The organism is Pseudomonas juntendi, assembly GCF_021560075.1.
GTDB lineage: Bacteria > Pseudomonadota > Gammaproteobacteria > Pseudomonadales > Pseudomonadaceae > Aquipseudomonas > Aquipseudomonas juntendi.
In genome coordinates, this window is record NZ_CP091088.1 from 1776306 (window position 1) to 1802792 (window position 26487).

At 60.8% G+C, this 26487-nt stretch carries 31 protein-coding genes and 1 pseudogene; 7 read left to right on the top strand and 25 right to left on the bottom strand.

What is annotated here, in order from left to right; genetic code table 11:
- Positions 1-237 precede the first annotated feature (237 nt).
- The 3 genes from L1P09_RS08155 to nhaA all read right to left on the bottom strand — a co-directional run bounded on the left by L1P09_RS08155 (position 238) and on the right by nhaA (position 4242).
- Positions 238-1104, bottom strand: coding sequence for a universal stress protein (locus L1P09_RS08155; RefSeq protein WP_022580562.1), 867 nt, complete (start codon positions 1102-1104; stop codon positions 238-240).
- Positions 1105-1118: 14 nt separating this feature from the next.
- Complete coding sequence (locus L1P09_RS08160) at positions 1119-2597, bottom strand: SulP family inorganic anion transporter (protein WP_022580561.1); 1479 nt, start codon at positions 2595-2597, stop codon at positions 1119-1121.
- Positions 2598-2910: 313 nt separating this feature from the next.
- Positions 2911-4242, bottom strand: a complete 1332-nt coding sequence (nhaA, locus tag L1P09_RS08165; RefSeq protein ID WP_022580560.1) for a Na+/H+ antiporter NhaA — start codon at positions 4240-4242, stop codon at positions 2911-2913.
- A 696-nt stretch (positions 4243-4938) separates the two neighbouring features.
- Between nhaA and L1P09_RS08170 the strand changes: the two genes are divergently transcribed.
- The 5 genes from L1P09_RS08170 (at position 4939) to L1P09_RS08190 (ending at position 7650) form a co-directional block, all read left to right on the top strand.
- Positions 4939-5325 carry a thioredoxin family protein gene (locus tag L1P09_RS08170; RefSeq protein ID WP_022580559.1) on the top strand — a complete coding sequence of 129 codons (387 nt, stop codon included), beginning with the start codon at positions 4939-4941 and terminating at the stop codon, positions 5323-5325.
- Entirely contained in the window at positions 5325-6053 is a 729-nt protein-coding gene (locus L1P09_RS08175; protein ID WP_023912021.1) for a cytochrome c biogenesis CcdA family protein, read from the top strand. The genes L1P09_RS08170 and L1P09_RS08175 overlap by 1 nt, the downstream gene beginning before the upstream one ends.
- A gap of 160 nt (positions 6054-6213) precedes the next feature.
- Positions 6214-6864 (top strand): YiiX/YebB-like N1pC/P60 family cysteine hydrolase, encoded by a 651-nt coding sequence (locus L1P09_RS08180; RefSeq protein WP_022580369.1) that lies wholly within the window; start codon positions 6214-6216, stop codon positions 6862-6864.
- A 112-nt stretch (positions 6865-6976) separates the two neighbouring features.
- Positions 6977-7432: a carboxymuconolactone decarboxylase family protein gene (locus L1P09_RS08185; protein WP_022580370.1), complete on the top strand. Its 456-nt coding sequence runs from the start codon at positions 6977-6979 to the stop codon at positions 7430-7432.
- Positions 7429-7650 carry a GDCCVxC domain-containing (seleno)protein gene (locus tag L1P09_RS08190; RefSeq protein WP_071557723.1) on the top strand — a complete coding sequence of 74 codons (222 nt, stop codon included), beginning with the start codon at positions 7429-7431 and terminating at the stop codon, positions 7648-7650. The genes L1P09_RS08185 and L1P09_RS08190 overlap by 4 nt, the downstream gene beginning before the upstream one ends.
- A gap of 445 nt (positions 7651-8095) precedes the next feature.
- Here L1P09_RS08190 and L1P09_RS08195 read toward each other — a convergent pair whose 3' ends face one another.
- From L1P09_RS08195 to L1P09_RS08240, 11 genes and pseudogenes are all read right to left on the bottom strand, one after another.
- A complete protein-coding gene (locus tag L1P09_RS08195) occupies positions 8096-8551 on the bottom strand; it encodes a DUF302 domain-containing protein (protein WP_022580371.1) in 456 nt (151 codons plus the stop codon).
- A 13-nt stretch (positions 8552-8564) separates the two neighbouring features.
- Positions 8565-9074, bottom strand: coding sequence for a DoxX family protein (locus L1P09_RS08200; protein ID WP_022580372.1), 510 nt, complete (start codon positions 9072-9074; stop codon positions 8565-8567).
- Entirely contained in the window at positions 9067-9855 is a 789-nt protein-coding gene (locus tag L1P09_RS08205) for an HvfC/BufC N-terminal domain-containing protein (protein WP_023912023.1), read from the bottom strand. The genes L1P09_RS08200 and L1P09_RS08205 overlap by 8 nt, the downstream gene beginning before the upstream one ends.
- Positions 9839-10732: an MNIO family bufferin maturase gene (gene bufB / locus L1P09_RS08210; RefSeq protein WP_022580375.1), complete on the bottom strand. Its 894-nt coding sequence runs from the start codon at positions 10730-10732 to the stop codon at positions 9839-9841. Before bufB ends, L1P09_RS08205 begins: the two co-directional genes overlap by 17 nt.
- 69 nt (positions 10733-10801) lie before the next feature.
- Positions 10802-11032 (bottom strand): BufA1 family periplasmic bufferin-type metallophore, encoded by a 231-nt coding sequence (locus tag L1P09_RS08215; RefSeq protein WP_223865769.1) that lies wholly within the window; start codon positions 11030-11032, stop codon positions 10802-10804.
- Between the two features lie 461 nt (positions 11033-11493).
- Positions 11494-12051: an RNA polymerase sigma factor gene (locus L1P09_RS08220; RefSeq protein ID WP_022580377.1), complete on the bottom strand. Its 558-nt coding sequence runs from the start codon at positions 12049-12051 to the stop codon at positions 11494-11496.
- Between the two features lie 144 nt (positions 12052-12195).
- Positions 12196-12324, bottom strand: a complete 129-nt coding sequence (locus L1P09_RS26155) for a hypothetical protein (RefSeq protein WP_022580378.1) — start codon at positions 12322-12324, stop codon at positions 12196-12198.
- Positions 12325-12356: 32 nt separating this feature from the next.
- Positions 12357-12824 (bottom strand): DUF6789 family protein, encoded by a 468-nt coding sequence (locus tag L1P09_RS08225; RefSeq protein ID WP_022580379.1) that lies wholly within the window; start codon positions 12822-12824, stop codon positions 12357-12359.
- Between the two features lie 184 nt (positions 12825-13008).
- Positions 13009-13333, bottom strand: a pseudogene (locus L1P09_RS08230) (Na+/H+ antiporter NhaA); the annotation flags it as partial.
- Between the two features lie 180 nt (positions 13334-13513).
- A complete protein-coding gene (locus L1P09_RS08235; RefSeq protein WP_022580381.1) occupies positions 13514-13747 on the bottom strand; it encodes a thioredoxin family protein in 234 nt (77 codons plus the stop codon).
- Between the two features lie 62 nt (positions 13748-13809).
- A complete protein-coding gene (locus L1P09_RS08240; RefSeq protein ID WP_071557724.1) occupies positions 13810-14199 on the bottom strand; it encodes a permease in 390 nt (129 codons plus the stop codon).
- Here L1P09_RS08240 and L1P09_RS08245 point away from each other — a divergent pair.
- Positions 14158-15129, top strand: coding sequence for an IS5 family transposase (locus L1P09_RS08245; protein WP_024007913.1), 972 nt, complete (start codon positions 14158-14160; stop codon positions 15127-15129). The two genes, L1P09_RS08240 and L1P09_RS08245, sit on opposite strands and share 42 nt — an antisense overlap.
- Before the next feature lie 135 nt (positions 15130-15264).
- Here the strand turns inward: L1P09_RS08245 and L1P09_RS08250 are convergent, their stop codons facing one another.
- The 11 genes from L1P09_RS08250 to mobH form a co-directional block, all read right to left on the bottom strand.
- Positions 15265-16125 carry a permease gene (locus L1P09_RS08250; RefSeq protein ID WP_023912026.1) on the bottom strand — a complete coding sequence of 287 codons (861 nt, stop codon included), beginning with the start codon at positions 16123-16125 and terminating at the stop codon, positions 15265-15267.
- An 83-nt stretch (positions 16126-16208) separates the two neighbouring features.
- Positions 16209-16790, bottom strand: a complete 582-nt coding sequence (locus L1P09_RS08255) for a sigma-70 family RNA polymerase sigma factor (RefSeq protein ID WP_023912027.1) — start codon at positions 16788-16790, stop codon at positions 16209-16211.
- A gap of 110 nt (positions 16791-16900) precedes the next feature.
- Complete coding sequence (arsH, locus tag L1P09_RS08260; protein ID WP_023912028.1) at positions 16901-17638, bottom strand: arsenical resistance protein ArsH; 738 nt, start codon at positions 17636-17638, stop codon at positions 16901-16903.
- Positions 17616-18038 (bottom strand): arsenate reductase (glutaredoxin), encoded by a 423-nt coding sequence (arsC, locus tag L1P09_RS08265; protein ID WP_022580387.1) that lies wholly within the window; start codon positions 18036-18038, stop codon positions 17616-17618. The genes arsH and arsC overlap by 23 nt, the downstream gene beginning before the upstream one ends.
- A 14-nt stretch (positions 18039-18052) precedes the next feature.
- Entirely contained in the window at positions 18053-19165 is a 1113-nt protein-coding gene (gene arsB, locus L1P09_RS08270; RefSeq protein ID WP_023912029.1) for an ACR3 family arsenite efflux transporter, read from the bottom strand.
- Entirely contained in the window at positions 19162-20928 is a 1767-nt protein-coding gene (arsA, locus tag L1P09_RS08275; protein ID WP_023912030.1) for an arsenical pump-driving ATPase, read from the bottom strand. The genes arsB and arsA overlap by 4 nt, the downstream gene beginning before the upstream one ends.
- Positions 20929-20941: 13 nt before the next feature.
- Positions 20942-21259 (bottom strand): arsenite efflux transporter metallochaperone ArsD, encoded by a 318-nt coding sequence (gene arsD, locus L1P09_RS08280; RefSeq protein ID WP_050597112.1) that lies wholly within the window; start codon positions 21257-21259, stop codon positions 20942-20944.
- Between the two features lie 113 nt (positions 21260-21372).
- Positions 21373-22470 carry an IS5-like element ISPa100 family transposase gene (locus L1P09_RS08285; protein ID WP_022580390.1) on the bottom strand — a complete coding sequence of 366 codons (1098 nt, stop codon included), beginning with the start codon at positions 22468-22470 and terminating at the stop codon, positions 21373-21375.
- A gap of 157 nt (positions 22471-22627) precedes the next feature.
- A complete protein-coding gene (locus L1P09_RS08290) occupies positions 22628-23122 on the bottom strand; it encodes an arsenate reductase ArsC (protein WP_022580391.1) in 495 nt (164 codons plus the stop codon).
- Between the two features lie 4 nt (positions 23123-23126).
- Entirely contained in the window at positions 23127-23450 is a 324-nt protein-coding gene (locus L1P09_RS08295; protein WP_023912031.1) for an ArsR/SmtB family transcription factor, read from the bottom strand.
- Between the two features lie 231 nt (positions 23451-23681).
- On the bottom strand, positions 23682-25541 hold the full coding sequence (gene mobH, locus L1P09_RS08300; RefSeq protein WP_023912032.1) for a MobH family relaxase: 1860 nt from the start codon (positions 25539-25541) through the stop codon (positions 23682-23684).
- 315 nt (positions 25542-25856) lie between these two features.
- On the opposite strand from mobH, the gene L1P09_RS08305 reads away from it, so the two are divergent.
- Positions 25857-26483: an integrase gene (locus tag L1P09_RS08305; RefSeq protein WP_022581026.1), complete on the top strand. Its 627-nt coding sequence runs from the start codon at positions 25857-25859 to the stop codon at positions 26481-26483.
- Positions 26484-26487: the final 4 nt, after the last annotated feature.

The following is a 26487-nucleotide window of genomic DNA, read 5'->3' on the forward strand; positions in this document are numbered from 1 at the left end:
TGCGCGGCGAAAGAAGTGAAAATCCTCCCCTATCCTGCTTGAGCCCAAAGAACATTTCAGCAGTTGGAATGAACGTCGCAACCGCGACCCGTCAAACACTCACACTCCAACATCCGCTAATGGCTCGTGGTCATCCGACGTTCACTATGTAATTGCTGGCTTTAAGCCAATGGTGGAACGGCGGGTTGATTTAATGCCTTTCACACTCACAGCATTCATCGTATTTGGCGTTCCGTGCTATCTCAGCAATAAGGTGGGAATTGTTGAGGCTTTCAAAAGCTCGGTTGTCTTGCTGCCAACCACCAAACTGCGCAGTGGCGAATGCCCGAATGCCCCCATGATCAACATATCAATGGCCTGCTCTTGTATTGTCCGAACAATGACTTCCTGCGCCTCACCTGGCGTCATAGAAGACGTCACCTCGAAGCCCGCCACCTCCAAGGCGCCCCTGGCCCACTCCAGTGACTTGGATGCATCTTTGCGTTGCGTGCCTGACATCAGCAACAGAATGGGCAAGCCGCGAAACAATGGACTGCCCGCCACCATTTCAACTCCGCGCCGCGTGACGACACCGCCGTCAAAAGCGATCATCACTCGCTGGGGTGCCTTGAAATCTTCGGTCACGGTCAGGATAGGCCGATTCAGCGCGCGAACCATGTGCTCCACATGGTGCCCCAATTCACTACGCTGCGATGTGGCCGCGTCGGCGCCGCGCCGGCCCAGTACCAGTAGTCGTACGCCCTTCGCCTGCTCTACGACAGTTTCTTCCAAATCGCCGTGACGCTGGCGCACATCGACATCGGTGGCCCCGATGGCCATCGCCCGCTCACGCAGCCGATTTAGGAACAAGCGGCCTTGTTCCCGTGCGCTCTTGGCGCGGGTTTCATCCTCTGCTGACAGTTTGGCCAGCAGACTTTCCTGGGCGTCGATACCGATCGCACCGCTGCGGTCATCGCCCATTCCTCGCTCTGGGTGGCTGTCGATGACATGCAAAAACTCCAGGGGCGCATTCATACGGTGTGCCGCCCATGCCGCGCAGTCAGCCACATAGTCCGCATACCTGGATTGATCGACGCAGGCCAGCACCTTGTTCTCGTTCTTCATGATTCGTTCTCCTTTCAATGGCCCGCAAGCATGTCGGCAGCGCCGTCCTTGTCGTGGACAGCAAACTTGTCCACCATCGTGGCGCTGGCCTCGTTCAGGCCGATCACCTCCACTTCAGTACCTTCGCGCCGGAACTTGATGACCACCTTGTCCAGCGCACTGACGGCAGTGATGTCCCAGAAGTGGGCACGGCTGACGTCGATGCATACCTTGTCGATGACCTCTTTGTAATCGAAGGTGTTGACGAAACGCTCGGCCGACGCGAAGAACACCTGGCCGGTGATGGTGTAGGTGCGCATGCGGCCTTCGTCCTCCGTGCGCGAGGACGCATGGAAGATCCGCCCCACCTTGTGGGCGAAGAAGAAGCCAGACAGCAGCACGCCGACCAGCACGCCCTTAGCCAGGTCGTGGGTGCCCACCGTCATGGCGACAGTGGCCAGCATCACCACACTGGAACTCTTGGGGTGCTCTCGCAGATTTCGGATCGAGGCCCAGTTGAAGGTGCCGATGGACACCATGATCATCACCGCGACCAGCGCGGCCATCGGGATGCGTGCCACCCAGTCGCCGATGAACACCACCATCAGCAGCAGGAACACACCGGCGGCGAGCGTGGACAACCGACCCCGGCCGCCCGATTTCACGTTGATGACCGACTGGCCGATCATGGCGCAGCCTGCCATGCCGCCGAGAAAGCCAGTCGCGATGTTCGCCACGCCCTGGCCCACGCATTCGCGGTTCTTGTTGCTGTTCGTATCGGTCAGGTCATCGACGATGGAGGCCGTCATCATGGATTCCAGCAGGCCCACCACTGCCAGGGTGGCCGACACCGGGAAAATGATCTTGAGCGTCTCCAGGTTCAGCGGCACATCGGGCAGCAGGAACACCGGCAGGCTGTCAGGCAACTGGCCCATGTCGCCCACGGTGCGGATGTCTAGGCCAAGGAAGATCGCCACGGCGGTCAGCACCACGATGGCTACCAATGGGGACGGCACGGCCTTGGTGATGTAGGGAAACAGGTAGATGATGCCCAAGCCCGCCGCCGTCATGGCATAGACATGCCATGTCACATTGGTCAGTTCGGGCAACTGGGCCATGAAAATCAGGATGGCCAGCGCATTGACGAAGCCGGTGATGACCGAGCGCGAGACGAAGCGCATCAGCGCACCGAGCTTGAGCCAGCCCGCGACGATCTGGAGCACGCCGGTCAGCACGGTGGCGGCCAGCAAGTATTGCAGGCCGTGCTCCTTGACCAGAGTGACCATGAGCAGAGCCATGGCGCCCGTGGCGGCTGAGATCATGCCGGGCCGCCCGCCGGCAAAGGCGATGATCGTGGCGATGCTGAAGGAGGCGTAGAGGCCGACCTTGGGATCGACGCCCGCGATGATGGAAAAAGCGATGGCTTCGGGAATCAATGCCAGCGCGACGACGATGCCTGCAAGCAGATCGTTGCGGACGTTGGACAGCCAGTCCTGGCGAAAGGATTTGATCATTGTTCTATTCCGAGAGAAGACTCAGCCACGGGCTGGAACGGACACAGGCGCGAAAGCGTCTTTCCGAACCCGGAATAGAAAGCCACCCCTACGCAAAAAAGGGGGCGGCAAGACGCAGTCAAACGGACGCGCAGCCTCGTGCGAGCAAGAAAGAAATGGGAGAGAAGCTGGCTCGCAGCGAGAATGAGACTTACACCGGCAAAAACTCCAATTGACTGCGGATGAATGCAAAGTCGGTGATTTTAAAGCATTTCGCCTGATGAAGGCAAAAACGGGCTTGGCTTCCATCCTTGCTTCGTGCCGTGCACGATCATCACGCGGCTTTTGTGGTGCGCCGATACATCGCGCCCCAAGCCAACCCCAGCAAGGCTGCCAGCAACGACCCTGCCAGCACGCCCAACTTGGCCGCGCCCAGCAGGGTTTCATTGTCGAACGCGAGCATGGCAATGAAGATCGACATCGTGAAGCCCACGCCCGCAAGCAGGCCAATGAGGACGATACCGCCCCACGACACGCCGGGTGGTAGCCGGCACCAGCCCAAGCGGACCATCAGCCAGCTCACGCCGACCACGCCCAACGGCTTGCCCAGCAGCAGTGCCAGGCCGACGCCGGCCATCACCCACTGCGGGCCTGCGGCGGACAGGTCAATGCCGTCCATGCTCACACCTGCGTTGGCTAGCGCGAACAGCGGCATAATTCCAAACGCCACCCAAGGGTGCAGCGCCGTTTGTACGCGCACCACAGGGGGCAGCAGCTCGCGCTGGGCCAGCCGCAATTGCTTGAGCGGCATGGCAAGGTGGTGCGTATCGTTGGCGTCATCGTGGTTGCGCAGCTTCTGCGCCGCGTACGCCACCATGTCCAGCGGGTGTTCACGCGTGGGCCGCGAAAGCACCGGCGTGAGCATACCGAGAACGACACCTGCCAATGTTGGATGCGCCCCGGTCATCAACAGGCCGGTCCAGACGATGGCGCCAGGCAGCACGTAGGCGAAGGCCGAGCCGACGCCCATGCGCTGAAATCCCAGCACCACGAGGATGCCCATCGCGGCGACGAGAAATCCCGACAGGTCCAGGCCGCCCGAATAGAACAGCGCGATGATGTCGTCGATGATCGCCAGCGCCAGTAGAAAGACGCGCACGTTGCCCGGAATGCTCCGGCCCAGCAGGGCGAGCACGCCCACGGCGAAGGCGATGTCGGTGGCCGTGGGCACGGCCCAACCCTGCAAGCGAGATGGGTCGGTATTCAAGGCCACATAGATCAGCGCGGGCACGGCCACGCCGCCCAGCGCCGCCATGATAGGCAGGCTGGCCTGGCGCAGATTGCTCAAGGCGCCTTCATGGATTTCGCGGCGGATTTCCATGCCCACGACCAGGAAGAAAATGGTCATCAGGCCGTCGTTGATCACGAAGTGCAGCGACTGGGAGACAGTGAGGCTGCCGATGCCAAGTGACACCGGCAGATGCCAGAGCGCGTGATAGCCGGGCGCAAACGGAGAATTGGCCCAGATCAGTGCCACGGCGGCGGCTATCAAGAGCACGATGCCGCTAGCGGCTTCTATGTGCAGGAAACGTTCGAGGGTGGCGAAAGCGCGCTCGGCCAGAAGTTGGGCGCGCGGTAGATCCTGCCGCGTGGTGTGGCGATTCATGGTCGTCAAAACTCCGCGTGGCGGCCCGACCGACGCATGAACCTGTCCCGCTGCGACATGCAACTAACACCCAACTGCCATTTTACAGGGTTGTAGCTAGAAGATCAGCGAGCGTGAAGTGATGCTCATCGAACTCGTTCCCCGGGCAAGAAACATGGCCGTCCATGCTGCCGTTTGCGCTTGTTGCGAACCCGAATCGCCTCCATCAACCCCACAAGCCAGCAGGCTGGACAACCCCGCATGAAGTAGATGGCCAAGCCGAACAGCCCCATTGCCGGCCAGAAGTGAGGGGTTAGCACGATGCCACCTGCCATAGATGCCACGGCCAAAACACCGCGAACCAACTGCGCTGTCACGGAAGTGCTGCAATACATGATGCGCTCCTGTCACCAGAGAACGGTGCGATGGGAATAACTGGGGGATGGCGAGGTTGCCCGCCCTAGACGAGCGTTCTGCCCCTTCCCGCCAATAAGAGGGGCGCGGCCGCCAAAACGGTTCGCGGCAGGCTCAAAAAGTCGGGCTTCGTGAAAACGCGGACGGGTGGAGTAGCGCCGCCGTGCAGATATTTCCGTTCGGTTGCGAACCGCTTTAACGACTCCCAGCCTCTAAATGAACAGCCACCGTTCTTCGCGGCCAAGTTCGCCCCTGCGCGCCGTCGCCTTGGGCGGTTCTCCCCCTTCTTCAAGGACTACGCCTATGAAATTCCGCATGACCGCCGCCTTTCTCGCACTCTCCGCGCTCGCCAGCATCGCCAGCGCCGGCGAGATCAAACCATTCAGTCAGACCGAGTTCGACCGGCTGACACAAGCCGATCAGCCCGTGGTGGTGGACGTGAGCGCGACGTGGTGCCCGACTTGCAAGGCGCAGAAGCCGATCTTGGAAAAGCTGATGAAGCAGCCCGCCTATAAGGACGTGACCGTGCTGACCGTAGACTTTGACAGCGAAAAGAGCATCGTCCGGGCCTTCAAGGTCAGCATGCAAAGCACGCTGGTGGGCTTCAAGGGCGCCCAGGAAGTGGCCCGCTCCGTGGGTGATACCACCGAGGCCGGCATCGAGAGCCTGATTCAGAAGACCACGCGCTGATGACTCTCGGACTTGGTTCTTACGGCCTCGGCTTGCTCGCCGGGGTGCTCTCCACGCTATCGCCCTGCGTCCTGCCCATCGTGCCGGTCCTGATTGGCTCGGCAGTCAACGCCCACCGGCACGCACCGCTGGCCCTGGCGGGCGGCCTTGCGTTGTCCTATGCCATTGTCGGCACGGCGCTGGCCTGGGCAGGTGCCTCGCTCGGCATCGATACAACGATCTTCCGGGGCGTGGGCGCGGTCGTCCTGGGAATGTTAGGAGTGGTGCTCATGTCCAGCGCTCTCCAGCAGCGGTTTGCGTCGCTGACGGCAGGCATCGGCAATGCTGGGAACAACTTGCTTGCGCGTGTCCAACTGGACGGTCTGACGGGGCAGTTCGTGGTGGGCCTGGTGCTCGGACTGGTTTGGAGTCCCTGCGTGGGGCCGACGCTCGGCGCGGCCATCGTCCTCGCTAGCCAAGGCACGAACCTGGCACAAGCGGGCTCGATGATGGCGGTATTCGGCGTTGGGGCAGCATTGCCTCTGGTAGTACTGGCCTATGTGTCGCGTAGCGCCATCGGCCGCACGCGATCCAAGCTCCTGCAGGCCGGCAAGGCGGGGAAAGTCCTGTTGGGCGCGATCATGGTTGCCCTGGCCATTCTGATCCTGACGGGTGCCGACAAGCCGATGGAAGCATGGCTTGTCGAACATTCACCGGCCTGGCTCACGCAACTGACGACGAGGTTCTGAGCGATGCCCCGGCCGAAGTTAACTTTCGTTTCGACCGGGTGACGCCGTGGGAAGCGTCTTGGACAGCATCGCGCGCCGCTGTGGGGAAGGACTGAGCCGCTACCTCAGCCGGCCCCACCACGTGCATAGCGTAGCGCCGCCGACCGATCCATGCCTTCTCATGGCCTGTCTGCGGCCAGGCGACGTGCTGCTGGTCGAAGGGCAGAGCCGGTTCAGCGTCGCCATCAAGTACCTGACGCAATCCACGTGGTCACACGCGGCGCTGTTTGTCGGCTCGGCCGGCAGGCCACTCGACGCCGAAGGGCGGCCTCGCTGCTTTCTCGAAGCCGATCTACGCGAAGGAGTGCGCCTGGTCAGCGTGGCCGAGTTCGCCGATTTGCACACCCGGGTCTGTCGGCCAGTGGGCTTGACCGCTGCCGAGATCGACACCCTGATCGGCTCGGCGGTGGCCCGGCTGGGCCATCAGTACGACTTGAAGAACGTGATTGACTTGGCCCGATACCTGCTGCCCACGCCGCCCGTGCCCGTGCGCTGGCGCCGCCGCATGCTCGCCCTGGGCAGCGGCGACCCGACCCGTGCCATCTGCTCGACGCTGATCGCCCAAGCCTTTGAAACGATCCGCTATCCCGTGCTTCCGCCCATTGACGCCGCGCCATCCGCGGAACCTCAGTGCCCCGGCTGCGTAGCGGAAATCCTCCATGTGCGGCACCACAGCCTGTTCGCTCCGCGTGACTTCGATGTTTCGCCCAATTTCGCCATCATCAAACCCACCCTGGAAGCCGGACTACTTCCACTTAGGAGCAACCCATGAACGCCAAGCTAACACTGCCACTTATTAACGAAGAAACCGCCCCGAGAAGGGCCGCGAATTCCTGAGCAACACGCGCAATAAGCAGGGGTTCATTCCCAGCATATACGGGGAAATGGCCCACGCCCCTGGTGCACTCTCGACCTACCTGCACGGGATGGACTGGTTCCGCAAGGAATCGGGCTTCACGCCGGCCGAGCAAGAAGTCGTGTTGCTGGTCATCAGCCGGATCAACGACTGCCACTACTGCGTGGCCGCTCACAGCATGATCGCCGAGAAGGTATCGAAGGTGCCGCCGCAGGCGCTCCAGGCGATCCGTGAGGGCACGGCGATTGATGACCCGAAGTTGCGCGCCCTGGCTGACTTCGTCAAAGAAATGGTGGAATCGCGGGGCAATCCGTCCCAGGCCAGTTTGCAGAGCTTCACCGGCGCAGGCTACAGCGAGCCGCAGGCGTTGCAAGTGGTGCTCGCTATCGCCATCAAGACGCTCTCGAACTACACCAACCACCTGTTCGACACCCCTATGGAACTAGCCTTTGCGTCCTACGCTCTGCCGGCGGTGACGAAATGAATACAGTGCACACTTTGGAGTCAACCATTACTTGCCCGAAATGCGGTTTCAAAAAAACGGAAGTCATGCCTGTTGATTCGTGCCAGTTCTTCTACGAGTGCCCGGTGTGCCATGAATTGTTAAAACCGAAGCCGGGCGACTGCTGCGTGTTCTGCTCTTACGGCACCAGCAGGTGTCCATCCAAGCAGGAAGGTGTTGCCGGAGGATGTTGTGAGTAGAAGACATGAGATTGTTAGGCGTCCGGTGGTCGCCGCCGCCGTAGGGATTCTTTGGCGAGTCGCTGACCGCACTCTACATGGGCGTGATCGCGTGGATCGCGGTAGCCATGCATGTTGACTACATTCTTTTTCCCGGACTGGGCGCTCTGGCCCATGACGTCATCAAGCGACCGCACGGCACCTGGGCCAAAGCGCCGGGGATGCTCGTTCTCACACCGCTTCTCACCGGATTGGGCATCCTGATCTTGCGACTATTCGATCTGCATGTGCCACCGGCGCTCGCCGTGGGCCTGCTGCCGTTCGTTGTTCCAGTGGTCGACTGCCGATTCGCTGTCGCTGTGGGCATTGGCACCTTGTCTCTGAACATGCTGTTCCTAGTATGGCGCAGGCTGAGAAAACACGTCTCCCACCGTCTTAACGGCGAGGCCGAGCCGGTCGAGTACGTTCATTTCTGGATGGCCTCCTGCGTTATGCCACCCAACGCCTTCGACATGTTTTCCGCGACGGGGCCGCAGTTGTCGGCGCCGTGGCGCGACGCGAGATACTTCGGATCGTTGTAGGCCAGCCAGACTTGCCCGGCCGCGTCCTGCCAGGCCAGCGCCTTCAGGGGTAGGTCGATACCGGCAGTCTGCGCGCATTCCATCAAGGGGGTGCCGCCCTGGGGATTGCCGAACACCAGAAGTTCGGTCGGCCGCAAATCCTTGCCGACCTTCTTGGCACCCTGCGCGTGATCGAGGCGCAAGAAGACGTTGATGCCCCGAGACTTGGCGGCAGTCTCGAAGCGGTCGATGGTCTCCTTGACGCTGTAAGGGCTTTGTACCGCGATCAGCCCATCGGCGGCTCCCGCCGCCGAAGCAAAACAACATGCCATCACGAGGGATGTGGCGCGCAATGCAAGCATGCAGAACTCCTTGTCAGGCCGAAGCCTGTTGGCGCTTCAAGAGTCCGCGAATCCAATGGTCGAGCGATAGTTGTCCCGGCCCGATGGCGATCAAGGCAATCGCCATCGTCGCCCAAGGCAGATGAAAGTTCGCCCACCCGTCCGGCACGATGAGTTGGATCACCGCCGTCATGCCGAGCAAGCCCAGGGCACTCAAGCGCGTACCAAGTCCGAAAATCAGCAGGATCGGAAAGATGATCTCGGCCGATCCACTGGCGAAGGCGAGCACGTCAGGCGCAGGCAGGTCATAGACCTTCCCCAGGATGTGCAGCTTGAATTCCTCTTCAAACAGAAAGCTCGCCGTCGGCGCCAGCGACAGGAAGCCGTCCCATTTGGTGAGGCCCGACTTGAAGAAGGGCAAGGCCAGTGCTACGCGAAGGAACAGCGGCGCCGCCATGCCGGCGATCTTTGTTAGCCAGTGCAATGCGCAGTTCGCCGCGCCAAGTATTCCGGGCCAACCCTTCGGCACTTGGAAGTTACTCATGATCGTTCTCCCTGGCTTCCAACTCGAAGCCGACAAAAGCGCCCATCTGGATCAATTCCCGCAAGTTCTCCGACAGGTCGAAACCGCCGTCGGTGGCGAGGGCTGTTTCCATCGCCTGCGATAGCGTCAGGCCCTGGCCGAGCGCGACCACGAAGTCATGACTCGCGGGGAGCACCTGGCGCACATCCACCTCGGCGTCGGGGCGCAGCGCCATCGTGTCCTGCGCTTCGGAGAGATCAACGGGTGCCGGCGTGCCATCGGGGGCGTTCATCCGCCAGATCGTGAAGGCTGGGAATGGCGAGCGCACCAGGCGCACGGAAGGGTGAAGCCGAAACCGCAGCATGGGTGCTTGGTCTGGCGATACGCTGGCGAGCGCGCTGGGTGCCAACGGCTCTGCTTCGCGCTCGTGGTAAGCCTCGGTCGCGGCGCGCTCGATGCGGGCCACGTCGGCGAGATAAGGCAAGGATTCCGCCGGGGGAAAGGACGCGATGAAGTCCGGGAACTCGGCTCCATAGTGCAGCAGCACCGGCGAGCCGGGCGGCATGGCGGCCGCGAAGACGCGAGCCATCGCCGCGAAGTATTCGTCGCCCACCAGCTTGACGACGCAGGGAAAGCCCGCGCGCAGCGCGTCCGTCAGGCCAACGAACACATTGTTCCGATAGACGGCAAAGCGCCGTGCGCTCGGCTCGCTGTCGGGGCCGACCAGCCCCTCGGGCACCGCGCGTTCCGGGTCGAGCAGCGCCGAGGCAAATTCCTCCAGGCGTTCAGCCAAGCGTGCCATGACGTCGCTCCTGTACGTTGGACATGCCCATCAGCACATCGGCCATCACGGCTTCCGCTTGCAGTTCGGGCCATGCGGGAATGTTGGAATCCCACTCGATCAGCGTAGGGACTGACCCGATGCGTTGGATGACCTGCCTAAAGAGGTTCCACACCCGCTCATCCACTCTTTGGTCGTGTGAGTCGATCAACAAGGGGCGTCCCTTCTCGTCCGTCTGGCGGGAGTGGCCGGCCAGGTGGACTTGCTGCACATGGTCAAGGGGGAAGTCGTTGATATAGGTGCGCGCGTCCCATTGCTGATTCGTGCTCGCCACATGGACGTTGTTCACATCCAGCAGCAGACCGCATCCGGTTCTGCGGGCGATCTCACGGATGAAATCCGTCTCGCGCCAGGTGCTCTCCTTGAACCAGATATAGGTCGCGGGGTTCTCCAGCAGCATTTGCCGGCTCAGGGCCGTTTGCACCTCGTCAATGTGCTGGCAGATGCGGTTCAGCGTCTCGTCGGTGTAGGGCACCGGCAACAGATCATCGAGGTAGCTGGTGCCGTGCGAAGACCATGCAAGGTGCTCCGACACCAGGCCGGGTTCGTACCGCTCGACCAGCGCCTTTAGGCGTTGCAAATGCGCCTGGTCGAGCGGTCTGTCGGCCCCGATGGACAGGCCCACGCCGTGCAACGACAGGGGATAGTGTTCGCGGATGGCGGTCAGGTAGCGATGGGGCGGACCACCGGCGCCCATGTAGTTTTCCGCATGGACTTCAAAGAAGCCCATATCCGGCCACGATTCGATGATCGTGTGGTAGTGATCGGGCTTGAGGCTGACACCCGCTCGCGCAGGGATTTCCCGCTCGGCGGCGTGCCCGGTTTGGTGAATGCCCATGTTGGTCCTCGTTATCGCAAGCTGATGGGCGGGGCGACAGGCCACCGCCCACCAAGGTGAACGCTGGCGTCAGGACTTGGCGGTGAGGCTGCCGTGACCGTTGGGCGTCGAGATCGTGGTGCAGGTGCCCTTGGCGACCAGCTTCCAGGCGTTGCCCTGGTAGTCGGTGGTGCTGGTGCCCGCGCAACTCGTGCCGGCGCCAGCGAAGCAGTCGTTCTGCCCCTTGAGGGCGACGCCGTAGCACTTGTCGAACTTGCCGGTCTTCATCATCTCCATGCTCTTGGCTTGGTTCTCCTGCATCTTCTTCTGCATGTCGGCCTGGCTCATGCCCTGAGAAAAAGCGGGAGCAGCGAAGGCGGCGACAAACGCCGTAGCAACAGCGGCGGACAACATACGGTTTGACATTGCAATCTCCTGAAAGGAAAGAAGCAGCCGGGTGAGCTGCGGGTAATAGGCCAGCAACTGCCAGCCTTATTTACTAGGAGGTGCCCGTCACGCAAAACGGTTCGCGGGCAGCGAAAAAAAGTTCTCGATCGCTGGTCGCCCCATCGCTTGGCAAGCGAGCGCGAGATTCGCCGTCAAGCGCAGGCGAAGGCTGGTTGTGGTTAGATAGCCCGAGGAAGGCGATCAGTACCAATTCGATAAGGCATACCGCCATGCCAGTGGAATCGCACGCAGAGGGCAACGCATGTCGCATGTGCTCTGGGCTTCTGCGGCTTATCAATGCGGACTCTTCCCACGCGGGAGTAGCCTAAAACCCTTTACTTCATCGGGGCGCGGTGACCGGAGGATGGCTCTGAACCAAGCATGTATTCGCGCACCAGTTCACGAGCGCGGTGCAGACGACTCTTGACCGCCCCAGGTTGCTCACCCAACTTGGCGGCGATCTCGGCAATGGTCAACTCCTCGAAGTCGCGCAGAAGTACCACTTCGAGGTAGTGGGCAGGCAACGACTCCAGAGCATGGGCAAGGTCGATTCTCAATTCATCGTCGGGGCGATGAAGCAGCAGCTCCTCTGCTACTTCATCAGGCAGTGGCTCGTGCTTGAACATCATTCGCGCGAGCTTGCGGCATTCGTGCTTGATGATCGTGAACAGCCACGATGAAAAGGCCGCCGCCGCTTTTAGCCCGCTGACCTTGCGAGAAATGATGAGTAGCGATTCTTGAACGGCATCATCAACGTCGCTCGCATGGCAGTGCTTGTACGCATAGCGGCGCGCATCAGCTTGGCACACCGCCAGCAAACGGGAAAGGGCGGCCGCGTCTCCAGTCTGTGCCGCCATGATTAAATTGTTTCGGTCGTTAAAAGAGGCACGCATGCTGATCTCCTGTTCCGGCTCAATGATCAGTTAATCAGTGAGCCTTTATTCCGCCCGTCGTTATGCCGCTCCCATTTTTGGGCTTGCGGCTTCGATTCCTGATCTTCTGATATACACCCGTCGCAAGCAAAGCGGGAGCTGCTATCACGCAAACCGGGCAGACAAACCTGCTAAAACGCTGGTGGCTGTCACATAGCCGCCCAGCCCGACATACAGCGTACTGTTATCCGGCGCCATCTCGCTTTCGGTTGTGACCTCCGTTTCCTTCATCATGTTCGTATCCTCACTGCGGTAGCTGCTGCTCATCAAGGCGTAACAGCCCTGGTAGCACTCGAATTGGCTTGCAGGCGACCATAGGTGTAACCCAGCACCGCACCCCAAATGAGGTGCATCATCAGGGTCATCACCGGCGCCATCATGCCGAGCTTCATCCCGAACAGACCCGCGCCGACCATCGGCATCGGCAGGATCATCATCAGCAGCCAAGCCAGCACGGAGAGGGATATGCCTTTGAGAAACGCATTTCCACCGGGGAGAAGGCCATACAGCAGCTTGAACAGAATGCCCCACAGGACGGTACCGATCATGAAGTGCGCCACCCATCCGACCATCGGGGAGGCCGGCATACCCATGTTTGCGTGTGCCATGTCCGTGAGCATGGCGACGGGATTCAACTCGGGCATCAATCCCATTGCCACCTTCATCAGCAACAGCAGCGACAGCACCACAGTGGCGGCAAACCCAGCGACCATCGAACGAATGTAACAAGACATGGTTTCAAGCTCCTCAAGGCTGGGGATCGCTGATCCCGGAATTGATGGAGGCCCTACGGCGCCCCACTTGTCCTATAGAGGCGCCGAACTGGGAAAACGATTCGGTCGATTCGCTAAATTGTTGGGCCGAGAGTCGTCTTCTCCATCTGCGGCCATCTTCCCGCCGCTCATCGCTGCAGCGTGTCACGCCGTCCAGCGACGCGATGATCGGCAAGCTGGCCTGGCGCAGATTACTCAAGGCACCTTCATGGATTTCGCGGCGGATTTCCATGCTCACGACTAGGAAGAAGATAGTCATCAGGCCGTCGTTGATCACGAAGTGCAGCGACTGGGAGACAGTGAGGCTGCCGATGCCAAGTGACACCGGCAGATGCCAGAGCGCGTGATAGCCGGGGGCAATCGGAGAATTGGCCCAGATCAGCGCCACGCCAGCGGCTATCAACAGCACGATGCTTGGCGGCTTCGATATGCAGGAAGCGTTCGAGGGTGGCGAAGGCGCGTTCGGCCAGAAGCTAGGCACGCGGTAGATCCTGCCGCGTGGTATGGCGATTCATGGTCGTGATAACTCCGCGTGGCGGCCCGACCGATGTATAAACCTGTCAGCCGCGAGATGTAACAAAATGATGATCAGAAGGCCGTGGCCAGTAAATTCGATTCGTCGGATGTGGATTTGTGCCGGTGTGCGACACCTATGCGCCCAGCCACTGCTCAATCATGTTGCGTGGTGGCACGCCGCCGGCATGCACGACTTTCCCATTGATCACAACGCCTGGCGTGCTCATCACGCCGTAAGACATGATCTCACGTAGGTCCTCAACCTTGCTTACTTCGGCTTGCAGGCCTTTGTCTTGGGTAACCTGAATGATCAGTGCGATGGTGGCCTTGCAATTGGCACAGCCTGTGCCGAGCACTTTGATATCCATGATTTTCTCCTTTGATAAAAACTGGCGTTTTGATTGAGTATTGAAATTCACAATATAAGTAGCTACATCGCATTGAGTAGCCACCCAACCAGGGTGAAGACCACCCATAGATAGAGAATAAAGGTCGCTTGCAGTTTGATGGTCATGATCTGACGCAGCATCATGAATTCAGGAATGCTGGCAGCCACAGAACTCATGCAGAAAGCCAGTGTGGTGCCGATAGGCAGGCCTTTCAGAAGCAGGCTCTCCATGATCGGGATAATGCCAGTGACGTTGGAATATAAGGGTATGCCCACCAATACCGCTGAAGGCACAGTCCACCATTGGCCGGTGCCTAGGGAAACTCTGATTTTGCTCTGCGGTCGAACCTTCAACCCATCAGGAACGACACTGTGACCCGACCCAAACAGATGACGCTTGCCACGGAATCGGACGCCGGCTTCGAACGCCATCGCAAGGCGACTCGCCGTGATGTGTTTCTGGCCGAAATGGACAAGGTGGTGCCGTGGGATCGGTTGTGCGCGGTGGTGGAACCGCACTATCCGAAGACGCCCGAACGCGGCGGTCGTCAACCGATTGGGTTGGAACGGATGCTGCGGATTCACCTGCTGCAGCAGTGGTACGCACTGTCGGATCCGGCGGCCGAAGAGGCGCTGTACGACTCGCAAGCCATGCGCCGATTTGTCGGCATCGACCTGGGGCGCGAAGGCGCACCCGACGAGACCACCATTTGCAAGTTTCGGCACCTGCTGGAAAAGCATCAGCTGGCACAGCCGCTGTTTGACGTGATCACGACGTACCTGGGCGAACACGGAATGAAGCTCTCCGAAGGCACGATCGTGGACGCGACGATCATTCATGCGGCACCGTCGACGAAGAACAAGGATCACAAGCGCGACTCGGACATGCACCAAACCCGCAAGGGCAACCAGTGGTACTTCGGCATGAAGGCGCACATCGGCGTCGATGAACGAACCGGATTGGTGCACACCGTAACCACCACGGCAGCCAACGTCGGCGATGTCACCGAAATCGCCAACTTGCTGCACGGCAGGGAAAAAGCGGTCTACGGTGACTCCGGCTATCGCGGTGCCGCCAAGCGCGTGAAACCCAAACGCGGCCGACATTTCTACATCGCCGAGCAGCGCAGCAAGGTCAAAGCCATCGCCGATGCCAAGTTGCGAGAGATCACCGAGCGCATCGAGCATCTGAAAGCATCGATACGTGCCGCGGTCGAACACCCCTTTCGGGTAGTCAAGCGACAGTTCGGTCACACCAAGGCTCGTTACCGCGGCTTGGCCAAGAATCATGGGCAAATGGTCACGCTGTTTGCCTTGGCCAACCTGTGGATGGCCAGAAAGCAACTGCTTGCCGCAGGATAGGTGTGCCTGCAGCACGCGAAAAGGCGTGCTGCAGGCACAAATCAAGGCATAAATGGCCGTTTGGATGGCCATTTGAGACTCATTCTATTTGAAGCTGGGTTCAAATACATGATTTCCGTGAATCTCGGCTTTTGATCAGACCTTCCCTAGGTTGTCAGCAAACCAGTTGTCAGGCACAAAACCATGCAATGCGGCACCGATACCGACGCCAATGACGACCCACTTCCAGACTTTCTTGAAAATGGAGATCATTTCCGCATAAGCAAAATCATGCCGTTGTCGTACCGAGAGTTTTTCAGCCTTGCCCATGCCGTTGGTGTGCTGCATGGCATTCGGCGATTTTCCCATAGCATCGATCACAAATGGTTGCAACCAGCGCTCCGCTTTTAGACTGTCCATCAAGAACCCGCCCAGGATGCCTGCCCCCATGCCAACTGCCAGATAAATGAGCGTGAATTTCCAGCCAAGCAACCCCCACAGCAACACAACCGCAATTTCGTTAATGAGCGGGGAGGTGATCAAAAACGACATGGTAATGCCAATGGGGATGCGAGCCGTGGTGAACCCCAAAAACAGCGGGATGCTGGAGCAGGAACAAAAAGGCGTTGCTGCGCCGAATGATGCCCCTAAAAGATAGCCAAGTCCGCGCCGCTTACCGACGAGATAATCTCGCACCCGCTCTGTATTCATGGAAGCGCGAAGCCAGGCGATGACGTAAATCAGCATCGTCAAAAGCAAAAGAATCTTCACTGTGTCATAAATGAAGAACTCCAGCGAAGCGCCTGCGTGCGAATCAGCAGAAACCCCAAGCAAATCAAATGCGATCCAGTTTGAGGCAGGGAGGATGTAGGAATAAGCCGCCCACCAAAGTGCTGCCAGAGCCGCGATGCTGAAAAAATACCTGCGATTCCACGATTTTGAATCAGGGCTTGGGGCTGCTGCAACAGGTCTTGGCTGGCTGCAGCAGCCCCCTTGGGCGTTAGGCGGGACAGTCATGTTCTTGCTCTCTCTATGTTTATCTGGCCATGCCGCACGATGCGACACGCTCATTGAGGAGACGAACAAGAACGCAAAAGGATTCAGCTCAGCGTGCGTGGCACATGACAGCAAACCCGCCCTGTCTCATCAAAGCCCACTTGGCAGCGCTCAACAAGACTGTCACGCAGTCGCTTTCTGGCCCTGAGGATGCGAGACTTGGCGGCAGCCAGTGTGAGTCTGTAGTCTTGAGCGTATGAACGCACAGTTTTTCCCTGAAGATCGCAGCTCTGGATGATGGAACGATCTTCTGCCGCCAGTTCCGACAAGATGCGCTCAATGCAAATATCTAATTCATCGATGGGCGCGCGCTCGCTTCCCAGCTCGGCCTCCAGATGTTCGGGCAGCTCTTCAAACGGTTTGTTTAAGCTTACCGAATCAATCAATGCGTTGCGCGCCACCTCGAACAACCAGGCACGCGGATTGGTCAGCTCACAAAAGCGCAGCCCCTGACGCATCGACTTCAGGAAGACCTCCTGCAGTAGGTCTTCCGCCATATCCCGGTCGTCCGCACGGTGAATCAGAAAAGCACGCAGCTCTTTTTCGTGTGCTCGCCATGCACGCGAGACACAATCAAAACCTGTGTTATTGAGAGACAGGGTTGGTGTGATTTTTCTCGTACTCATGATGCTTTGACATTACTCTTTGCCAGAAATGAACACCGCTCCCAGGCGCGTTGCCTTGTAGTTTGTCTTTTGCGGCGCCTTGAGCTGTACTCATGAGTCTCTGAGACGAATCAGATCGCAGCCTGTTTAACTCGAATGCTCAATGCCTCGGCACATTCCCTGCGTTCACTGTAGCGATCCACCAGGTACGGCGCCGCGTCGCGCGTGAGCAGCGTGAACTTCATCAGTTCTTCCATCACGTCCACGATGCGGTCGTAGTAGGCCGAAGGCTTCATGCGACCAGCGTCGTCGAACTCCTGATACGCCTTGGCGACCGAGGACTGATTGGGGATAGTCAGCATGCGCATCCAGCGGCCCAGCACGCGCATCTGGTTGACCGCGTTGAACGACTGTGAGCCGCCCGATACCTGCATCACCGCCAGCGTCTTGCCCTGGGTCGGGCGCACCGCGCCGACCGACAGCGGAATCCAGTCGATCTGGGTTTTCATGAGACCGGTCATCGCGCCGTGGCGCTCGGGCGAGCACCAAACCATCGCTTCGGCCCATTGCGTCAGCGCATGCAACTCCTGCACCTTCGGGTGATCGCTAGGCGCATCGTCCACCAGCGGCAGGCCAGATGGATTGAACATGCGTGTCTCGCCACCGAGCGCACGCAGGATGCGTGCGGCCTCTTCGGTGGCGAAACGGCTGTACGAGCGCTCCCGCAGCGAGCCATAGAGCAGAAGAAAGCGCGGCGCGTGGCCTGCACGTTCGGGCGCCAGCAATCGCGCCGCGTCCGGTGGCTGAAATAGCGCTGCGTCGATATTGGGGAGGTCAAGGCGCGCTTCAGACACGGCGACCTTCCGCATTGATGACTGGCTCGCCGTCTTCCTTGTTGAATGCGCCGCGCTGCGGCTGCGGCAGAATGTCCAGCACGGTTTCCGAAGGGCGGCACAGCTTCGTGCCCAGCGGTGTGACCACGATGGGCCGGTTCATCAGGATGGGATGTTGCCCGATGAAATCGAGCAACTGGTCATCCGTCCATTTCGGATCGGCCAGGCCCAACTCTGCATAGGGCGTGCCTTTTTCGCGCAGCACGTCGCGCACGCTCAAGCCGGCATCGGCCAGCAGCTTGACCAGCGTTGCGTGTGAAGGCGGCGTCTTGAGGTATTCGATGACCGTCGGCTCTTCGCCACTGTTGCGGATCAGGCCCAGCGTGTTGCGCGATGTGCCGCAGGCGGGGTTGTGATAGATGGTAATTTGGCTCATACCCTTGCTTCGATTCAGAGATTCGTGGGGTTGGTGGAATACATGCTGGCTCCAGTGAACCGCCACCGGCGGCCCAGCCGCAAGGCAACATGCACTAACAGGATGAGCACCGGCACCTCTACCAGCGGCCCGATCACAGTGGTGAAGGCGACGGGTGAGGCCAGGCCGAATGCTGCGATGGCCACGGCAATGGCCAGCTCGAAGTTGTTGCCCGCGGCGGTGAAAGCGATGGCGGTGGTGCGCGGATAGTCGGCCTGGATCAGCCGGCCCATGAAGAAGCTGATGAGAAACTGGATCACGAAGTAGAGCGTCAGCGGCACGGCGATCTTCAGCGCGTCCAGCGGCAAGCGCACCACGTCGGCGCCCTTGAGGCTGAACATCGCCACGATGGTGAACAGCAGCGCCACCAGGGTGATGGGGCTGATCCGGGGCAGGAAGGTGTGCTCGTACCAGTCCTGTCCCTTGCGCCGGATCAGTGTGCGCCGGGTCAGGAAGCCGGCCAGGAACGGGATGCCCAGGTAGATCAGCACCGCTTCGGTGATCGTCCAGAAGCCCACGTCGATGACACTGCCTTGTAAGCCGAATACAGGCGGTAGCACCGACAGGAAGAACCAGGCGTAGGTCGAGAAGAACAGGATCTGGAAAATCGAGTTGAAGGCGACCAACCCCGCGACGTACTGGTTGTCGCCACGCGCTAACTGGTTCCACACCAGCACCATAGCGATGCAGCGTGCCAGCCCGATCAGGATCAGGCCGGTCATGTATTCCGGCTGGTCACGCAGGAAGATCACCGCCAGCACGAACATCAGCACCGGCCCGATGATCCAGTTCTGCACCAGAGACAGCAGGAGCACGCGCCTGTCGGCGAAGACTTCATGCAGCGTCTCGTAGCGCACCTTGGCCAGCGGCGGGTACATCATCAGGATCAGACCGATGGCGATAGGGACGTTGGTCGTACCGACCGAGAGTGCATTGAGCGCATCGGGCAAACCGTCGAACAGCGTGCCCAGGGCAACGCCCAGTGCCATTGCAGCGAAAATCCAGACGGTGAGGTAGCGATCCAGGAAGGACAGGCGAGCGGGAGGATTCGGCAGCGAATGTCCGCTTTGAGAATTACCTTGATTCATGACATTTTCCAGTTTGCCAAAGCCCGTAGGCGCTCTACCCCTACCGGCTCCTCGGTCAGAAGAGGCACTACGGCATAGCGTTGAGCGTGCCGCGTGGCCACAGCGTCGATTTCCCGCAATTCGTTGCGTGCGCGCTGGCGCAGCAGCGGAGAATGCGGGTGCGCGGCCGCAACGCTGTTGTTGACGACCCAGGCCCACGGTTCTATGCCCGCGCGGCGCAGGTCGTCTTGCAGATTGGCCGCTTCCAGCACGGGTGTGGTTTCGGCCAGGGTGACGATGAGTACCTTGGTCTGCTTCGGGTCTTGCAACTGCATCATCGGCGTCGTGAAGTGAACGTCCGTCTCGCCCATCTGCCGGACGATGTCGCGGTGGTAGGCGCCGGTGGCATCCAGCAGCAACAAGGTATGGCCGGTCGGGGCCGTATCCATGACCACGAACTTCCGTCCCCCTTCGCGGATGGCGCGGGAGAACGCCTGGAACACCGCGATCTCCTCGGTGCACGGTGAACGCAGATCTTCTTCCAGCAGCGCCCGGCCTTCCGCATCGAGCGCTGCGCCCTTGGTGTCCATCACATGCTGGCGGTAGCGCGCAGTGGCCTCCTGGGGGTCGATGCGGCTGAGTGCCAGGCTGGGCAGCGAACCTTCCAGCGTATCGGCCAGATGCGCAGCCGGGTCAGAGGTGGTCAGCTGCACGGGCAGCCCCCGGCCCGCCAATTCCACCGCGATGGCGGCGGCCAGCGTGGTCTTGCCCACGCCGCCTTTGCCCATCACCATGATCAGTCCGTGCCCATCAGCGGCGATCTCATCGACCAGCGCAGACAAGTCCGGCGCATTGATCTGCTCGGGCAGTTCGATGGCATCGGCACTATGCGTAGCGTCGGTATCAACCAGCAGGTGGCGCAGGGCTTCGAGGCCGACGAGGTTGAACGGCTTGAGCGCGATCTGATCCCGAGGCAACGCCTGGAGTGCCGACGGAATGGCGGCCAGCGTAGCCCGCTCTCTTTCATGGATGGCAGCGGCAAGCGTATCGTTCTTGGCCTCGCTGGCAGGGAATACGCCGTTGATGACCAGATGTTGCTGCGACAGGCCAATTGCGGCCAGTTCTTCATGGGTGCGTGCCGCCTCGCGCAGCGTGGTGCGCTGCGCGCGAGCAACCAGCACCAGACGGGTGCGTAAGGGGTTGGCCAACGCTTCTACTGCTGCCTTGTATTGGCTGCGCTGCTTTTCCAGTCCCGCCAGCGGCCCCAGGCACGACGCATCGCCTTTGCCTGCTTCCAGAAAGCCGCTCCATGCGCCCGGCAGTTGCAGCAGGCGGATGGTGTGCCCGGTAGGAGCCGTGTCGAAGATGACATGTTCGTAGTCCTGCGTTAACGCCGTATCGGTCAGCAAGGCCGTGAACTCGTCGAAGGCGGCAATTTCCGTGGTGCAGGCACCCGACAGGGATTCTTCGATGCCATCCACGACCGTATCGGGCAACACGCCTCGCACCGGGCCGACAATGCGGTCACGGTACGCTTGTGCGGCCGCCTGCGGGTCGATTTCCAGTGCCCACAGGTTCGGCACGGCGGCAATCGCCGTGATGCGGTTGCCGATGCGCTCACCGAAAACCTGCCCCACGTTGGACGCTGGGTCGGTGCTGACGAGCAGCACGCGCTTGCCCTGGGCTGCCAGTTGCACGGCCGCTGCACAGGCGATGGAGGTCTTGCCGACGCCCCCCTTGCCGGTAAAGAAAAGAAAACGGGGTGGCTGGGTCAGAAAGTGCATGGAATCTCCTTGTTCAGCAGCAGCGGCCACCAGAGCAACAAGTGTCTTTTGCTGAAGAGGCTTCGAGCGACTCGATGCCAGCCCAGCGGGTCAATTCGCTTCGGCTGGGGTAGCGGCCGGCCAAGGCCACCTCTCCATCAACCAGAATCAAGGGCAGCGACTCTTGGCCTGAGCGTTCCAAAAAGCCCTTCACGGTTGGGTTTTCGGCGAAAGCAAGGGGTTGTTGAGCTAGGTTGAAGCGTTCGACCTGGGCGCCGTTTTGCTTGGCCCAATCCACATCGGCAGCGAAATTCACCAAGTTTTGATCTACTTCAACGCCACATACGGGCACCTCTAAAAACCGCCGTTTTCAGCAGCGTGCCGACTGAGGCAGACCGAGCATTTCAGTTCTGCCCATTTTTTAAGCAAATATGGCATGTTCCAGGGCGTTTTCCGCCCCATTTCTCACGCATTGATCCCCTGCAGGCGCACCTCGCTCTTTGATGGCCCGCCCTTGTAGAACGCATCCACCCCATCTTCGAGGAACCTGGCCAGGCGCTTGAGGTTGTAGCAGGCCGCCATCATGGTCATGGCCACCGCAGCGCGCACCTGGCCGATGGTGCGAATGAGCTTGCCGCCCATGTGGCGCATTTGGGCAAAGGGGTGCTCCACTCGGGCACGGATCCTGGCAATGCGCGTGTTGCGCTTCTTCTGGCATGCGCTCAGGGGCTTGCTCTTCTGGGCCTTGCGCTGGATATGCTCCCGCCAGCCCAGCACCTGGAGCATTTCGCTGCGCCGTGCGCTCGGGTAGCCCTTGTCGGCATAGACATCCCGGCTGGTGTTGTGCTCGTCGAGCACCTCATCGAAGTGCCTGCTGTCGTGCTCGCTGGCCGTGCCGGTGGCGATCTTGCGGATGAACTTGTGCTTGACGTCTACATTGATGCTCAGCTTGTAGCCGTGGTAACTCTTGCCGTGTTTCTTGGTATGGGTGGCGTCCAGGTCTTTTTGCCGGCGCTTGGCATCGCTCCAGTCCTCGGGGGTCTTGCCCTGGGCCAACTGCTCTTTCTCATCCTTGGTGAAGTGCTGGATGGGCGCGGGCACCAGGGTGGCGTCGATGATCTGCCCGCAGCGTGCAATGAACCCGTGGCCCAGCAACTGGCCATCGACCGCCTGGAACAAGGCCGTCACACCATCGGCGCCCAGGCGCTGCTGGTAATGCCAGACGGTATTGCGGTCGGGGATGGTGGCGCTGTCCTCCAGCAAGCAAAAGCGCTGGTAGCTCATGCGGTCGAGTAGTTGGTATTCCACCTGCTCGTCGCTCAGTTGGTTCAGGTACTTCAAGACCAGGATGCGCACCATGACGGATGTGGGGTACGGCGGGCGTCCGCCCTTGCGTCCGTCTCCCCGGGGCAGCAGGTCATCGATGACCTGCGTGAGGTGGTCAAAGTCAATGTGCCGGGCAATGAGCTGCAGCGGATCGCCCAGCGCTTCGATCTTGCGCTTGCGCGCGGCATCGGCAAACAGGTCGAACTTGACGGCGCTGCGGTCGGGAGGTGTGCTCATCGGAGGATTGTCTAACTGTTTGGGCGGTAGGTCAGGGTAGGACGGGGGTTTTTAGAGGTGCCCATACGCCGGTGCTGCAACACAGCGCCGGGTCGAAAATCTGGATGTTTGGCATGGGGTGTCCTTTCAAATCTGGTTGTTAACGAAGCAACGCTCTTTACTCTTGGCCGATGTTTCGCAACTCGCGTTGCAGCGACATCGCGTCCAGGCGTTGCAGTGGCAGCGACAGAAACAACTCGATGCGGCGGCGCAAGGTCAGCGCGGCATCCTTGAATGCCTTGAGTTGTTGTTCTTCGCTGCCTTCGATGGCTGCGGGATCGGGCACGCCCCAGTGCGCCGATACCGGCTTCCCTGGCCAAAACGGGCATGCCTCGCCGGCGGCGTTGTCGCAGACGGTGAAGATGAAGTCGAACACTGGTGCCCCTGGCGCCACGAATTCGTCCCAGCTTTTGCTGCGGTAGCCGGTCGTCGGCATATGCAGCCGCTCCAGCGTGGCAAGTGCCAGCGGATGCACTTCACCCTTGGGCTGGCTGCCGGCTGAGTAGGCTCGGAAGCGCCCCTTGCCCAACTCGTTGAGGATACCTTCGGCGAGGATGGAGCGTGCGGAGTTACCCGTGCAGATGAACAGTGCGTTGTATGTGGTGTCGGTCATGGCATCAGCAGTCACAGTGGGGGGGATTGGTGACTTCGCACACGTTGCCCTGGCAGCAGTGCTCGGTCAGATAGCTGAGTAGCCCGTTCATATGGGCGAAGTCGGCGCGGTAGATCAGGTTGCGGCCCTTTTGCTCGATCGTGACTAGACCCGCGTGGGCCAACTCTTTCAGGTGGAAGGACAAGGTGTTACGGGCGACGTCGAGCTGGTCGGCCAAGACGCTGGGGGTTTGCCCTTCGGGGCCGGCAACGACCAAGGCACGAAATACGCGCAGTCGTTGCGTGTGAGCCAGAGCACTCAGGGCAGAGACAGTTTGATCTTCGTTCATTGTTCGATAATACAACATTTATTGAATTGTTTGGCAAGAGTCAGTGCGAAACCGCATAGCGTCCCGGCGTGCCGCCGTCGGGTTCGCGGGCTACGGCCCCGCGCTTCGTGCCGAATTGCGGCCATCCGGCTTTGCCCCCTGACGCCTTCGGCCTTGGGGGCCTGCGCACCAGCAAGATCAGGATCGATCCGATATGGGTCAAAGAGGCGTGTCGGCGGGCGAATACATGGCTTACACGGCAGAATCTGCTCGCAAAAGCGAGAGATATGGATTATTTGGAGGACACTCGGCAAGCACATGGGCAGGTTCTATCAATAGATAGCCATGCAGCCGACGAGACTTGCGAGGTCCGGTTACTTCACAAGTCCAAATATTCAGGCCGTTGGGATGCTTGCGGTGGTATTGCAGCCGCTCGAAGCGCTTCTGTACCCATTGCCAATCCTGCTGGCTTTCCTGCTTCGCCAGCGTGCCAACTTGCGGGTGCTCCTGCGCGTAACGCTGGAAGACGCCGGGGCTGACCAGGTAGGCGGTGTCGCCCACGGTATGCACGAGCGCCTTGGCGTCGTTGATGATGAGCCGCCGCGAGGCGACGCCCTGTTGCAGCCATGCCATGAAGTGCTCGCCGGATGGCTGCGCGGCCGTGGACGCGGGCGCTGGAGGCAGTGGCTTCGCCACGGACGATGCAGGCATTTCGGGGACTGCGGCAGGCGCTTCGACCGAGACGGCTTCTGCATCCTGCCGGATGCCAGGCAAATCACCCATTCCCACCATCGCGAGCATGTCTTCCATGACATCGGGCACGGCCCGGGCAGCGGACGGGTGAACCGGGGCAGCGGCGCCGCCAGCGTCCGTCCACGGAGCGGACTGCTCCTCTTCGGCAGGAGGCGTTGCCGCGATTGCCGCCGATTGCACCGAGGCATCGGCATCTTTGTCGGCCGCTGTCGTATCGATCGCCACCGTCCCCGCGAACGGCGCTGGCCGTTCGCCGGGCTCCCAAATCAGCGCAGGTGCCAGCCGCAACAGGGTGAACGAGTGGGACCAGCCGGTCGAACTGGTCACGATTGCCCGCCAGATCGCCTTGCCGTCGGGCGTCGGCTGCAACATGCCGTGGTCTTGCAGTACGTTGAACACTGCGGTGTTGTTCGCGGGAATGCCATCGATGCCCTGGGACAGCAGGTGCGCGCGGAGCTTGTCGGAAACGGTTTTGCTCACCAGCCAGAGCGCGTCGTCGGTGAGCCAGCCATCGGAGGCCTCGGGCTGGTTCAGTTTCAGGTCCTCCTTGAGCAGGTAGCGCAGCCCGTTGACCAGCTTGCGTTGTAGTGTGTGCTTGGGCGCGGCCATCGCGCGCGCCGGATCACCGCCGAGTTCCTGGGCCACTGAGGCGCGGTCGGCCTGCACGATCAGTTCGCCCAGCACCCCGGCGTGCTCGTACTGCCCGGCCAGGACGTAAAGCAAGGATGCCCACAAGGACGGATAGCCACTGAGCCAGTCCAAGGCATCGCGGTCGAGCAACTGGCGGTAGAGCAAGCCTGTCGCGGCGCTGTGCAGGCGGTACTCGCGATCGTCGCGGTAGCGGAAGCGGTATGGCTGACGCAGCGAGCCATGCCACGGGTGCCAGGTACTGCCGTCGGCCAGCTCGATGTGCAGATCAACGGCGATCTTGCCGACGTCGTGGAGTAGCGCGGCGTAAGCGACGGCGGCGGTCCAGGCTTCGGACTGTGCGGCCTGATCTTCGGGATTGGCACCGATGGGTAGCAGATGGGACTGCCGCAGCTTCAGGCTGTAGGCGACGATTTCCAGACCATGGTCGAGCATGCCGCCGAGGTATGCGTGGTGGTGTGCTTCGGAGGCCGGGAAAGCCTGGACCAGCTCGGCGTAGCGCTCCAGTGGCGTGCGGTACAGGGTGGCGAACTGCCTGCGCGAGAGCGAGGTGCGCTGCCAGATGTGTTCCAGCAGCTTCTGCCGGCGCGGCGTGGCCAGCAGCGATGCGGCCGATTCCGGCCGCATCAACCCTTTCGGGAGGTCGGTGGCGGGGGCTGGCGACGGCGCGGCAGTGACCGGGGGCCGTTTTCGCTGGAACAGGGAGAGCATGTCGGTGTCCTGATGGCGGGCCGGGCGGGAGGCTTTTTTGCCTTTTCGAGGTAGGGCCTTTCCCCTTGCACCCCATTCCCTTGCCGTTTCGACCCTTTGGCCTTTAACCGTTTCGGTATAGCGGGGCCTGGACTGCGGCTCCAGCGTCAATGTGGAACTCGCACGAATGGATTGGACGGCGACCTGGCGCTGGCCCCGGCCTATGCTGCCGGGACGCTACACCGCCAGGTAGGCTTCCGCTCAGGCGACTAAGTTGACAAATGCGACAAAGGCGACTAAAGTGAACCCTGTCTCAAACCTACTTGGGAGCTGACCATGCCCACTGCGATCGAATTCATTGCCGACCGTCTGCCGCGCGTCACCGTGGAGGATGTGCGCCGTTTCGCGGATACCGTCGAAATCCGCAATGCCCCGGCTTTCGCGGCCGAGTTGCAGGCGTTCATTCATGAGCGCGTGGAAGCGGTGAAGCTGCCCGCCAACCTCGAAGGCGAAACGGTGGTGCAGGCCTTGCAGCGCAAGGCGGCCGCGTTGCGCTCCGACACGCGCTGGGCACCGAATGAAACCGATGTCCAGCGAGGCCGCGCCGTGCTGCTGGAAGCCTTCAACCAGCCGGACAATCTGCCGCCTGCCGAGTTCGCCAAGCTGGCGGACAAGTCGCGCCAGCAAATCTACAAGGACATCCTCGCCCGTCGGCTGCTGGCACTGAACGTGGGGCCGCGCGGCCAGAAGCTGCCCGACTGGCAGCTCGACCCGGTGAAGCAGCAGTTGACCCAAACCGTGCTTCAGGAGGTCGAGGGCATCGACCACTGGACGATCTACCGCGCGCTGTCCGAACCGCTCGAAGGCCTGGGCGGTCGCTCGCCGGTGGATGCGGTCACGCATGGCACGATCGACGACGTGGCGGAGGCCGTGTTCAACGTGCTGGGCGTGCAGGTGCATTGAGGCG